The 13,234-nt window shown below is 67.9% G+C and carries 7 protein-coding genes; 1 reads left to right on the top strand and 6 read right to left on the bottom strand.

The window, feature by feature from the left end; translation table 11 throughout:
- Positions 1–6: 6 nt before the first annotated feature.
- The 6 genes from CVV76_RS05450 to CVV76_RS05425 all read right to left on the bottom strand — a co-directional run bounded on the left by CVV76_RS05450 (position 7) and on the right by CVV76_RS05425 (position 11,306).
- Positions 7–1,638 carry an alpha-D-glucose phosphate-specific phosphoglucomutase gene (locus CVV76_RS05450; RefSeq protein WP_102223621.1) on the bottom strand — a complete coding sequence of 544 codons (1,632 nt, stop codon included), beginning with the start codon at positions 1,636–1,638 and terminating at the stop codon, positions 7–9.
- Between the two features lie 16 nt (positions 1,639–1,654).
- The gene (glgX, locus tag CVV76_RS05445) at positions 1,655–3,808 is read right to left on the bottom strand and encodes a glycogen debranching protein GlgX (protein ID WP_102223620.1); all 2,154 of its coding nucleotides are present in this window, start codon (positions 3,806–3,808) and stop codon (positions 1,655–1,657) included.
- The gene (gene glgA, locus CVV76_RS05440) at positions 3,754–5,205 is read right to left on the bottom strand and encodes a glycogen synthase GlgA (RefSeq protein WP_102223619.1); all 1,452 of its coding nucleotides are present in this window, start codon (positions 5,203–5,205) and stop codon (positions 3,754–3,756) included. Before glgA ends, glgX begins: the two co-directional genes overlap by 55 nt.
- A 134-nt stretch (positions 5,206–5,339) precedes the next feature.
- Positions 5,340–6,614 (bottom strand): glucose-1-phosphate adenylyltransferase, encoded by a 1,275-nt coding sequence (glgC, locus tag CVV76_RS05435; protein WP_102223618.1) that lies wholly within the window; start codon positions 6,612–6,614, stop codon positions 5,340–5,342.
- Between the two features lie 40 nt (positions 6,615–6,654).
- On the bottom strand, positions 6,655–8,886 hold the full coding sequence (glgB, locus tag CVV76_RS05430) for a 1,4-alpha-glucan branching protein GlgB (protein ID WP_102223617.1): 2,232 nt from the start codon (positions 8,884–8,886) through the stop codon (positions 6,655–6,657).
- A 14-nt stretch (positions 8,887–8,900) separates the two neighbouring features.
- Positions 8,901–11,306, bottom strand: coding sequence for a glycogen/starch/alpha-glucan phosphorylase (locus CVV76_RS05425; protein WP_102223616.1), 2,406 nt, complete (start codon positions 11,304–11,306; stop codon positions 8,901–8,903).
- 204 nt (positions 11,307–11,510) lie between these two features.
- On the opposite strand from CVV76_RS05425, the gene CVV76_RS05420 reads away from it, so the two are divergent.
- A complete protein-coding gene (locus CVV76_RS05420; protein ID WP_102223615.1) occupies positions 11,511–13,145 on the top strand; it encodes an alpha-amylase family glycosyl hydrolase in 1,635 nt (544 codons plus the stop codon).
- Positions 13,146–13,234 lie beyond the last annotated feature (89 nt).

Genomic DNA, 13,234 nt, shown 5'->3' with positions numbered 1-13,234 from the left:
CGCCCCTCAGGTGATGACGTTCGGCTGGTCGCGCCCGATGTGGTGGCGGATGGCGGCCAGTTCGTGCGCCGCGCGGATCACCGGGGCCAGCGCCTCCTGCGGATCGAGGTCGTGCCTGGTGCTGTCCGGCTCGTAGCGTTCCAGGTAGAGCCGCAGGGTCGCTCCCTCCGTCCCGGTGCCCGATAGGCGCAGAACGATGCGCGATCCGTCCTCGAATAGGATCCGCACGCCCTGCCCCCGGCTGACCGAGCCGTCGACCGGGTCGTTATAGGCGAAATCCTCGGCGGCCCGGATCAGCAGGCCCTCGATCTCGGTACCGGGAAGCGTCGGCAGGTCCGCCTTGAGTTCGCTCATCATCTTGTTCGCGTCGTCCACCGGCAGCGCCTCGAAATCGTGGCGGGAATAGTAGTTGCGGCCGTACTTCGCCCAATGCGCCCGGAGGATCGCCTCCACCCCCTCGCCGCGGGCCGCGAGGATGTTGAGCCACAGGAGAACGGCCCAGAGCCCGTCCTTCTCGCGCACGTGGTCGGAGCCGGTGCCAAAGCTTTCCTCGCCGCAGATCGTGGCGCGGCCGGCGTCCAGCAGGTTGCCGAAGAACTTCCACCCCGTCGGCGTCTCGTAGGCGCCGATGCCCAGCTCCTTCGCCACCCGGTCGGCAGCGGTCGAGGTGGGCATCGACCGCGCGACCCCCTTCAGCCCGGCCTTGTAGCCCGGTGCGAGATGGGCGTTGGCCGCCAGCACCGCGAGGCTGTCGGAGGGCGAGACGTAGATGCCGCGCCCGACGATCATGTTGCGGTCGCCGTCGCCGTCGGAGGCGGCGCCAAGGTCGGGGGCGGCCTCGCCCATCATCTCCTCCATCAGGGCGCTGGCCCAGGTGGGGTTCGGGTCCGGGTGCATGCCGCCGAAATCGGGCTCCGGCACGCCATGGACGACGGTGCCCTTCGCCATGCCCAGCCGCCCCTCGAGGATCTCGGACGCATAGGGCCCGGTGACCGCGTTCATCGCGTCGAAGCGCATGCGGAAGCCGCCCTGCACCATCGCCCGGATCGCTCCGAAGTCGAACAGCTCCTCCATCAGCGTGGCATAATCGGCGACCGGGTCAACCACCTCGACCACCATCTTTTCCAGCGTGGTCTCGCCAGGGGTGGAAAGGTCGACATGCGGGCCGTCGGAGATGTGGTATTCCGCGATCTCCTGCGTGCGGGCAAAGATCGCCTCGGTCACGCCTTCGGGGGCCGGGCCGCCGTTGGCGATGTTGTACTTCACCCCGAAATCCGCGTTCGGGCCGCCGGGGTTGTGGCTGGCCGACAGGATGATGCCGCCATCCGCCTTGCGCTTGCGGATCAGGTGCGAGGCGGCGGGGGTCGACAGGATCGCCCCCTGCCCCACGATGACCCGCGCGGCGCCCCCCGCCGCGGCCATCTTCAGGATGACCTGCGCCGCCTTGTCGTTGAAATAGCGCCCGTCGCCGCCAAGCACGAAGGTCTTGCCCGATGCCCCGCCGATCGCGTCGAAGATCGACTGGACGAAGTTCTGCAGATAGTGGCGGTGCATGAAGACCGGGGTCTTCTTGCGCAGGCCTGAGGTGCCGGGCTTCTGGCCCTCGATCGGTTGCGTCGGGTGGGTCACAACGGCCATGCTCGGTCGTCCTCCTTCAATCCTTCGGTTCGCACACGAACGCCATCACGGCGCCCACGGCACATTCGATCCTGCGGCCGGTCACCGGCGCCTCGGGGGCCCTTGGATCGGCACTGTCGAGCGCGCGGCGCCAGCGGCCCTCACCCGGTGGCGCCGGCAGCGCGACGGGCCGCGCAGGACCCGCGTTGAAGATGGCAAAGATGGCATCCGGGGGCAACGGGGCGCGGGCATCCGCCGCCGGGCGGATCAGCACGCACAGGCAATCGCTCGACGGATCGTTCCAGAATCCCGCATCGGGGGCACGCCCCTCGGCGCGATACCACGAAAGGTCGGGCTTGCCGTCCTCGGGCCTCGGGCGGGAATGCAGGAAGCTGCGCTGGCGCAGGACCGGGTGATCCCGGCGAAAGGCAGACAGCCGCGTCACCCAGCGGGTCAGCCCCGGGTCTCCGGTCCAGTCGACCCAGCCGGTCGGGTTGTCCTGGGCATAGGCGTTGTTGTTGCCGCCCTGCCCGTTGCCCACCTCGTCGCCGGCCAGCAGCATGGGCGTGCCCTGGCTCAGGAACAGCGTCGCCAGAAGCGCCCGCTTGCGCGCGTCGCGCGCCGCGCGCACCGACGGGTCATCGGTCGACCCCTCGATCCCGAAATTGTCGGAATGGTTCTCGCCATGGCCGTCGCGGTTGCCTTCGCCGTTGGCCTCGTTGTGGCGGTGCAGGTAGCTCACCACATCCTCGAGCGTGTAGCCGTCATGCGCGGTCAGGAAGTTGACCGAGGAGGTCGCCGCCCGCCCGCCGTGATCGAAACGTTCGGCGGACCCCAGAAGCCGCTTGGCAAGGTCGGGTACCATGCCTGCGTCACGGCGCCAGAAGCGGCGCACCCCGTCGCGGAAGCGGTCGTTCCACTCGGCGAAGGGATGAGGCCAGGCGCCCAGCTGGTAGCCGCCGGGGCCGAGGTCCCAGGGTTCGGCGATCAGCTTGACCCGCGCCAGCACCGGGTCCTGCCGCAGCGCGTCGAGAAAGCCGCCGCGCGGGTCGAACCCGCCCGCTTCGCGTGCCAGCACGGTGGCAAGGTCGAAGCGGAAGCCGTCGACATGGAAGACCTCGACCCAGTGGCGCAGGCTGTCCATCACCATGCGCAGGACCGCGGGATGGGTCAGATCCAGCATGTTGCCTGTGCCGGTGTCGTTGACGTAGTGCCGCCCCGCCCCCTCCAGCCGGTAGTAGCTGCAATTGTCGAGGCCGCGAAAGCTCAACGTCGGGCCAAGCTCGTCGGCCTCGCCCGAGTGGTTGTAGACGACGTCGAGGATCACCTCGATCCCCGCGGCGTGCAGGCGGCGGACCATCTCCTTCACCTCGGCGCGGGGGTCCGCGCCGGGGCCGGGCCGCGCGTAGCGCCGGGCCGGGGCGAAGAAGCCGATGGTCTGGTATCCCCAGTAGTTGCGCAGCCCCTTCTTCACGAGGAAGCGGTCGTCGTGGAAGGCATGGATCGGCAACAGCTCCACCGCCGTCACCCCCAGCGCGCGGTAATGCGCGATCATCGCCTCGGACGCGACGCCGAGGTAGGTGCCGCGCTCCGCCTCCGGCACCTCAGGGTGGCGCATGGTCAGGCCCTTGGCATGGGCCTCGTAGATCACCGTCTCGTCCATCGGCCGGTCGGGCGGGCTGTCGCCCTGCCAGTCGAAGCCGTCATCCACCACCAGGCATTTCGGCACATGGGGGGCGGAGTCGCGATCGTCCCGCGCAAGGTCGGCGCCCTTCGCGCCGGGACGCTCGGGCACCACATGGCCCATCACCGCGTCGTGCCAGGACAGGTCGCCGTCCAGCGCCCTCGCGTAAGGGTCCATGAGCAGCTTGGCTGGGTTGAAGCGCAGCCCCTCCTCGGGCCGCCACGGGCCGTGCACCCGGTAGCCATAGGCCTGCCCCGGCCCAAGTCCGGGGACAAGGCCGTGCCAGACATCCCCGGTCCGCTCGGGCAGCGCCAGCCGGGTCTCGGCGCCGCGGTCGAAAAGGCAAAGCTCCACCGCTTCCGCCCCCGCGGAGAAGACGGCGAAATTCACGCCCTCCGGTCCCGGCGTCGCCCCCAGGGGCCAGCTTCGCCCCGCAAGGATCGGCCGCGCGCTCACCCCTTCAACTGGGCGTAAAGCGCGGCATAGGCGGCCGAGGACGCGCCCCATCCCAGAGGTTGTTCCATGGCCCGGCGCACCATCGCCTTCCACCCCTCGGGATCGGCGTGCAGCACCGTCAGCCGGCGCAGCGCCTGCTGCAGGCCAAGCGCATCGGCGGGATGGAACACCACCCCCGTCGCCGCCCCCTGCCAGAGAGCGGCCGGGCTTGCGTTCACCACGGTGTCGGCAAGGCCCCCGGTGGCCGCCACCACCGGCAGGGCGCCATAGCGCAGCCCGTACATCTGGGTCAGGCCGCAGGGTTCGAACCGCGACGGCACCAGCACCGCGTCGGCGCCCGCGAACATCAGGTGGCTCAGCCCCTCGTCATAGCCGATCCGGACGCCGACCCGCCCCGGGTAGCGCGTCTCGAGCGCCCGCATCGCGCCCTCCAGCGCCGGATCGCCCGATCCCAGCACCGCCAGGCCGCCCCCCGCACCGATGAAATCCTCCAGCGCGTCGGGGATCAGGTCGATCCCCTTCTGGTCGGTCAGCCGGCTGACCACGATGGCAAGCGGCCCCGGCACGTGCAGTGCGAATTCCTCCATCAGCCGAAGGCGGTTCGGGATCTTGCCAGCAGGATCCCCGGCAGAGAACGGGGCGATCGCGGGGTCGTTCGCGGGGTCCCAGACCTGGTCGTCGATGCCGTTGAGGATGCCATGCATCTGCCCCGCCCGCGCGGCGATCACGCCCTGCAGGCCCATGCCGAAGGCTGGCCGCATCAGCTCCTCGGCGTAGGTCGGGCTGACCGTGGTGATCGCATCCGCCGTCACCAGCCCCGCCTTCAGCGTCGACAGCCCGCCGTAATATTCCAGCCCGTCGCTGTGAAACTGTTCGTAGGGCAACCGCAACGCCCCCAGCTTGGCAGCCTCGGCCCAGCCCTGGAAGGCGATGTTGTGGATCGTCATGACCGAGCGCGGCGCCCCGGCCCACCCCCCGCCGCCGGCATAACGCAGGTAGGCGGGTGCAAGCCCCGCCTGCCAATCATGGGCATGCACGACATCGGGACGCCAGCCATCCGCCAGCCCCTCCAGCGCGATCCGCGCCGCCGCCCAGCCCAGGGCCGCGAAACGCTCGGCATTGTCGGGATGATCCAGACCACCGGCCGAATAGGGCCCGCCCGGCCGGTCGTAGAGATGCGGCGCGTCAAGCATCAGGACGGCGATCCCCGCCACCTCGCCCGCCATAACCCGCGCCGGCCCGCCGAACAGATCGCCGTCGGACCAGACTTCCGCCGCCCCCTCGCCCAGCCGCGCCAGCAAGCCCGGATAGGCCGGCAGAAGGACGCGCATCTCCCACCCCAGCGGCGCAAGCGCCCCCGGCAGGGCGCCGACCACGTCGGCCAACCCGCCCGTCTTGATCAGCGGCACGCATTCCGACGCCACCGACAGCACCCGCCCCACGCTCATTCCAGCCCCACGCTCATTCCCGCCTCGATCCTTCCAACTTCATCTTGGCCCAAATACTCGAAAAGATGGCGGGGGTCCCGGGGGGGCGCTGCCCCCCCCGGCGGGGGCGCGGGGGCTGGCCCCCGCTTCCCGCCCTAGCCGAGCTTCGCCGCCCGCATGTCCAGCATGTCCTGCGTAATCAGCACCACCCCGTCGTCGGTCCGCCGGAACCAGCGCGCATCTTCCTCAGGGTCCTCTCCGACGACAAGGCCCTCGGGGATCTCCACCCCGCGGTCGATCACACAGCGGCTCAGCTGTGCCGAGCGGTTGACCCGCACGTAGGGCAGCGCCACCACGTATTCCATCGACGAGAAGGAATGGGTCCGGCACCCCGTGAACAACAGAGAGTTGCGTATCTCCGACCCCGAGACGATGCAGTCGCCCGCGATCAGCGACGACACCGCGTTGCCGCGCCGGCCGTCTTCGTCATGGATGAACTTCGCCGGCGGCTTGATCTCGGCATAGGTCCAGATCGGCCATTCATTGTCGTAGAGATCCAGCTTCGGCACGAAATCCGTGAGGTCGATGTTGGCCTGCCAGAAGGCATCCACCGTGCCCACGTCGCGCCAGTAGGGCTCCGTCTCCAGCCCGGTCATGATGCAGCTTTCCGAGAAGCGGTGCGCGATGGCCGACCCGTTCTTGACGATGTCGGGGATGATGTCGTGCCCGAAATCGTGGCTGGAGTTCGGATCCTCCGCATCCCGGATCAGCAGGTCGCGCAGGAAGGCCCAGTCGAAGACGTAGATCCCCATCGAAGCCAGCGAATGCGTGGGGTCGCCCGGCATGCCCGGCGGGTCCTTGGGCTTCTCGAGGAAGGCAGTGATCCGCCCGGTGGGATCCACATCCATCACGCCGAAGGCCGAGGCCTCCTCGCGCGGGACGGTGAGGCAGCCGATGGTGACGTCGGCGCCGGTTTCCACGTGCTGACGCAGCATCACCTCGTAATCCATCTTGTAGACGTGGTCGCCCGCAAGGATCACCACGTATTTCACGTCGTAATCGTCGACGATGTCGATGTTCTGGGTCACGGCATCCGCGGTGCCCATGTACCACTTGTTTTCCGACACCCGCTGCGAGGCGGGCAGGATATCGAGATATTCGTTGCGCTCCGCCCGGAAGAAACCCCAGCCGCGCTGCAGGTGACGGATCAGCGAATGCGCCTTGTACTGGGTCGCGATCGCCATTTTGCGGATGCCCGAGTTCAGCGCGTTCGACAGCGCGAAGTCGATGATCCGGGTCTTGCCGCCGAAATAGACCGCGGGCTTGGCACGCCGGTCGGTCAGCTCCTTCAGCCGGCTGCCGCGTCCGCCGGCCAGGACGAAGGCCATCGCCTGGTTCGACAGCCGTTGGCCGCTTGCTCCTCTTGGCATCTTCCGTTCCTCCTCCTCCCGTTGCCCCGAACCCTGCCGCTCAGACCGGCCCACTCAGACCGATTGCCTGGACCGGCCGCAGCCAGACCGCCGATAGCGGCGGCAGCACGACCCGCGCCGATTGCGGCTGGCCGTGCAGCGCCGGCCCATCGGCCTTCACCCCGCCCATGTTGCCCCGGTTTTGCCCTCCGTAGGCCGCAGCGTCTGTGTTCAGGATCTCCTCCCACCGCCCTGCCCTGGGCAGGCCGATGCGATATTCCCGCTCCACCGGAGTGAAATTGAAAAGCGCGGCGACCGGTTCCTCCTCCGGCCCGCCCTTTCGCACAAAAGCGTAGACCGAGGCTTCGGCGTCGTTCGACTCGAGCCAGGCGAATCCCTCGGGCCGGCAATCGTTGACGTGCAGGGCCGGGATCTCGCGGTAGAGACGGTTCAGGTCGCGCACCAGCGCCTGCACCCCGGCATGTTGCGGCCGGTCCAGCAGATCCCAGTCGAGGCCGCGCGCATGCGCCCACTCGCCGCCCTGCGCGAATTCGCAGCCCATGAAGAGCAGTTTCTTGCCCGGATGCGCCCACATGAAGGCGTAGTAGGCGCGCAGGTTGGCGAACTGCATCACCCCGCCGTCATTGCCGCCCGGCATCTTCTGGATCATGGATCCCTTGCCATGCACCACCTCGTCATGGCTGATCGGCAGGATGAAGTTCTCGGAAAAGGCGTAATGCAGGCCGAAGGTCATCTGGTGGTGATGATACTTGCGGTGCACCGGATCCTTCTGGATGTACGACAGCGTGTCGTTCATCCAGCCCATGTTCCACTTGTAGCCGAAGCCGAGGCCCCCCTGATCCGCCGGCCGCGTGACCCCGGGGAACGAGGTGCTTTCCTCCGCCGCCGTCATGATGCCCGGGTGCTGGCCATAGGCCATGGTGTTCATCTGCCGTAGCAGGGCGATCGCCTCGTAATTCTCGCGCCCGCCATGTTCGTTCGGCACCCATTCGCCCTCGGGCCGGGAATAATCGCGGTAGAGCATCGAGGCCACGGCATCGACCCGCAGGCCGTCGGCATGATATTCCTCCAGCCAGTAGAGCGCGTTTGAAATCAGGTAGTTGGCCACCTCGGCACGGCCATAGTTGTAGATCAGCGTGTTCCAGTCGCGGTGAAAGCCCTCGCGCGGGTCCTGGTGTTCGTAAAGCGCGGTGCCGTCGAAGCGAGCGAGGCCATGGGCATCGGTCGGGAAATGCCCCGGCACCCAGTCGAGGATCAGGCCCAGCCCCTTCGCATGCACCGCGTTCACCAGCGCGCGGAACTCGTCCGGCGTGCCGTGGCGGATGGTGGGTGCGAACATCCCAAGTGGTTGGTAGCCCCAGGACCCGTCAAAGGGATGCTCCGTCACCGGCAGCAATTCGATATGGGTGAAGCCCATGTCGGCCACGTAATCGACCAGCTCCGTCGCCAATTCGTGGTAGGAAAGCGGCCTTTGCCCATCATCGGCCCGGCGCCAGGACCCCAGGTGCACCTCGTAGATCGAGATCGGCGCGTCGACGTGGTTGCGGGCGGCGCGCGCCTCCATCCACGCCGTGTCGGACCAGTGCGGCCGGTCGATACGGCGCACGACCGAGGCGGTGGCGGGCGGGTGTTCGGCGCCGAAGCCCACCGGGTCGGCCTTGAGCGGCAGCTTCTCCCCGCCCTTGCCGCGGATCTCGTACTTGTAGGGTGCGCCCTCCTCGACGCCGGGCAGGAAGATCTCCCACACGCCGCTGGCGCCGCGAAGGCGCATCGGGTGGCGGCGCCCATCCCAGAAGTTGAACTGCCCCACGACCGAGACACGCTCGGCATTGGGCGCCCAGACGGCGAAATGCACACCCTCGACCCCGCCGTGGGTGATCAGATGCGCGCCAAGTGCATGCCAGAGGCGCTGATGCGTACCCTCACCCAGAAGGTATTCGTCGATCTCGCCCAGAACCGGGCCGAAGCGGTAAGGATCGTCGAACTCCCAGCTTTCGCCGCCCCCCTCGGCCCGCAGGCGATAGGCGGCATCCTGCGGGATCGGCCCCGCGAACAGCCCCTCGCGTCCGACCGGAGCGAGCGGCGTGGCCGTGCCGTCCTGCACCACCTGCAACGTCTCGGCGCCCGGCACGAAGGCGGTGACGACGACCGCATCGCCCCGCCGATGCGGGCCCAGCACCGCGAAGGGATCGGCATGGGCGCCGGTCAGGATCGCGCGGGCGGCCTGCGGGTCGATCGGGGCCGACCCTTGGGATGTCGCGCGCTTGGGCATTGAAAAACCTCAGGTTACAAGGCGGACTCGGTGTACCATATGTCCTTCATGTAGCCCCGGATAGCCCTGTCGGAGGAAAAGAACCCGCCCCGCGCGGTGTTCAGCGCAGCCATTCGCGCCCAACGGTCGGGATCGGCAAAGGCCGCATCCACCTGTGCCTGCGCCGCATCATAGGCCGCGAAATCCGAGGCGGCGAGGAAGTAGTCGGAATTCCACATCCGGTCGACAAACCCGTTGTAGCGCGACGTATCACCCGGCGAGAATCGCCCCTCGACGATCATCTGAAGCACGTCCTGCAAGGGCTGGCTCGCCTCGATCGCGTGGCGGGCGTGGTCGGGATCTTCGCGGCGATTCATCACCTCCTGCGCGGTCATGCCGAAGAGAAAGAAGTTCTCCTCCCCCACCTGCTCGCGGATCTCGACATTGGCGCCGTCGAGTGTGCCGATGGTCGGCGCGCCGTTCAGCATGAACTTCATGTTGCCGGTGCCCGAGGCCTCCTTGCCCGCGGTGGAGATCTGTTCGCTGAGGTCCGCCGCCGGGATCAGGTGTTCGGCCATCGAGACGTTGTAATTCGCCGGGTAGATGATCTTGAGCCGGTCGCCGACCACCGGGTCGTTGTTAACAACCTGCGCCACGTCGTTGATAAGGTGTATGATTTCCTTGGCCACCCAATAGCCCGGCGCGGACTTGCCGCCGAAGATCTTGACCCGCGGCACCCACTCGGCATCGGGGGTCTGCCGGATCGCGTGCCAATGCGCGATGGTCTGCAGGATGTTCAGGTGCTGGCGCTTGTATTCGTGGATGCGCTTCACCTGCACGTCGAACAGGGCGTCGGGGCTGACCGTCACGCCGCAGCGCTCCTTGATCCAGCCCGCCAGCGCCAGCTTGTTGGCCCGCTTGGCCGCCATGAATTCCTGGCGGAACCCCGCATCCTCGACATGCGGCTCCAGCTCGGCCAGACGGTCCAGATCGGCCTGCCAGCCGGTGCCGATGGTGGCGTCGATCAGCGTGGCCAGTGGCCGGTTGCACAGGTTCAGCCAGCGCCGGGGCGTCACGCCGTTGGTCTGGTTGACGATCCGCCCGGGATGCAATTCGTTCAGTTCAGGAAACAATGTCTCCTTCACGAGATCACTGTGGAGCGCAGAAACGCCATTGACCTTATGCGACATCACGAAGGCCAATTCGCCCATACGAACCTCGTGATGCTTCACAATTCCAACATAATGCGGGCGCGAGGGGTGAGCATGGCGGTGCCAGCTGTCGATCTTCTCGACGATCTGCATGTGGCGCGGCAGGACGTTGCCGAACAGGTAGGTCGACCAGCGTTCCAGCGCCTCGGGCAAGAGCGTGTGGTTGGTATAGCCCAGAACCTTCTGCGCCACCTCCATCGCGTCGGCGAAATCGGCGCCGTGGTCATCCATCATCAGACGTACCAGTTCCGGCCCCGCCACCGCCGGGTGGGTGTCGTTCATCTGGATCGCCACCTTCTCGGGCAGGCGGCGCAGGTCGGAATGCTCGGTCAGATAGCGGCGCAGGATGTCCTGCAGCGCGGCGGAGGTCAGGAAGAACTCCTGCTTCAGCCGCAACTCCTTGCCCTGATAGGTCGTGTCGTCGGGGTAAAGCACGCGGCAAAGCGTGCGCGCCAGCGCCTCGGGCTCAGCTGCGGCCGCGTAATCGCCGTGGTTGAAACGCTCCAGATCGAACAGCGTCGTGGGCTTGGCGGCCCAGAGGCGCAGGGTGTTGGCCCACCGCCCCTGCCAACCCACCACCGGCGTATCGAAGGCCGAGGCGATCACCGTCTCCCCCGGCACCCAGACGTCGCGGCCACCCTTGGTCTCCACATGCCCCTTGAAGCCCACTGTGTAGGCGCTTTCGGGCCGGTCGAATTCCCACGGGTTCAGCGAGGTCAGCCAGTCTTCCGGCGTCTCGACCTGCTGGCCGTTCTCGAACCGCTGGCGGAAGAGGCCGTGTTCATAGCGCAAGCCATAGCCATAGGCCGGGCACCCCAGCGTCGCCATGGATTCCATGTAGCAAGCTGCAAGCCGACCAAGCCCGCCGTTCCCCAACGCGGCATCCGGCTCCTCCTCCACCAGCTGGCGCCAGTCGAGGCCGAGATCCTCGACCACCCCGCGCGCCATCTCCTCGAGCCCGAGGTTGATCGCCGCATCCTCGAGGATCCGGCCGATCAGGTATTCCATCGACAGGTAATAGACCCGCTTGCGCCCCTCGGCCCACGTCCGGCGGGTCGAGGCGAACCAGGCGTTCACCACCTTGTCGCGGATCGCCAGGCTGAGCGCCATGCGCCAGTCGTGCAGGCTGGCATGCGGCGCATCCTTGCCGATGCCGTAGGTGAGGTGCTGGAGAACGCGCTCGCGCAGGCCCTCCTTCGTCAGTTCTTCATCGAACACGCGCGTATCCATGTCTGCCCCGGCCTGATCTCCCCCCGTTCTTCGTCGCCACAGCGCGCGCCCACGTCAAGGCCCAAGGCAGCCCGCGGCGGCTTGCCGGCCCGGCAAGGCACCGCCTGCCCGCGTGAAGTTGAGTGCCGGACGGGCTTGCACAGGGAATGGGCGCGGCTAGGCTGACCTGCACGGGGGGATCAACCGGCAGGACGGGAGAACGGCATGAGCGAATGGTGGCGCGGCGCGGTGATCTACCAGATCTACCCGCGGTCTTTCCAGGACAGCGACGGCGACGGCGTAGGCGACCTGAGGGGCATCCTCGACCGCCTCGACCACGTGGCGGACCTGGGGGCCGAGGCGGTGTGGCTGTCGCCCATCTTCCCTTCGCCCATGGCCGACATGGGCTATGACGTGGCCGATTACTGCGGTATCGACCCGATGTTCGGATCGCTCGCAGATTTCGACGCGCTGGTGGCGCGGGCGCATGAGCTGGACGTCAAGGTGATCATCGACCTCGTGTTCAACCATTCCTCGGATGTCCACCCGTGGTTCGCCGAAAGCCGCGCTGACAAGGCGAACCCGCGCGCCGACTGGTACGTCTGGGCCGATCCGCGCCCCGACGGCGCCCCGCCAAGCCGCTGGCTGTCGGTCTTCGGCGGCTCCTCCTGGACGTGGGAGCCGCGGCGGCGGCAGTATTACCTGCACAACTTCCTGGCCGCGCAGCCCGACCTGAATGTGCGCGACCCCGAGGTGCAGGACGCGCTTCTGGACGTGATGCGGTTCTGGCTGGACCGGGGCGTCGACGGGTTCCGGCTGGACACGGTGAACTACTACATCCACGACCCGGACTTCACCGACAACCCGCCCGCCCCCGCCCCGAACGACCCGGAGGCCGACGGCGGCTGGCCGCCCGACAACCCCTACAACATGCAAGACCACCTGCACGACAAGAACCGGCCCGAGAACCTTGCCTTCCTCGAACGGATGCGCGCGGTGACCGACGAATACGAGGACCGGATCCTGCTGGGCGAGATCGGCGACGCCCTGCATTCCGAGCGGCTGATGGCGGAATACACCTCGGGCGGGCGGCTGCACATGGCCTACAGCTTCGACATGCTGGGGCCGGCCTACACACCAAGACATTTCCGCCAGCGGATCGAGGACATCTTCGAGGCCGCGCCCGACGGCTGGCCCTGCTGGGCGTTCTCGAACCACGACGTGAACCGGCACGTCAGCCGCTGGGCGCCGAAGCACGGCAGCGCAGACGCCATCGCAAGACAGGCGATCGCGCTGCTGGCGGGGTTCCAGGGCACACTCTGCCTCTACCAGGGGGAGGAACTGGGCCAGACCGAGACCGATCTCGCGTATGACGAACTGACCGACGTGGTGGGCCTGACCTTCTGGCCCGACAACAAGGGCCGCGACGGCTGCCGCACGCCGATGGTGTGGGAGGCCGAGGCGCCGAACGCCGGCTTCTCGACCGGGACGCCCTGGCTGCCGGTGAAGCCGGAACAGGCCGCGCGTGCCGTCTCGGCGCAGGGGCCCGGGTCGGTCCTCGATCATTACCGGGCGGTCCTCGATCATCGGCGGGGGTCGGCCACGCTTCGGCAGGGGGCCACCACCTTCCTCGATCTTCCCGCGCCGTTGCTGGGGTTCGTCCGGGCGGCGCCCGGTCCGGAGGACGCGCCGCTGCTGTGCCTCTATAATCTCTCTCCCGTGGCGCAGAGCGTCACACTCTCCGGTCCGGCCACGCTGACGGGCCCCGGGCAGGCCGCGCTGATCGGCACGTCGCTGACGCTTCCGCCAAACGGCTGGGCCTGGCTGACCGGCGAGCCCTTGCCGACCCCGATCCTTTGACATTGTCCGGCCCGCCCCCCCGGGGTACAATCGCGCCAATTACAAAAGGGGCGGCCGGGCCGGCAATTGGAAAAGGTATCCGGAACTCA

It is taken from the genome of Acidimangrovimonas sediminis (assembly GCF_002871005.1).
GTDB lineage: Bacteria > Pseudomonadota > Alphaproteobacteria > Rhodobacterales > Rhodobacteraceae > Acidimangrovimonas > Acidimangrovimonas sediminis.
The sequence above is the reverse complement of the archived record's forward strand: the minus strand, read 5'-3'. Positions and strand labels throughout refer to the sequence as shown.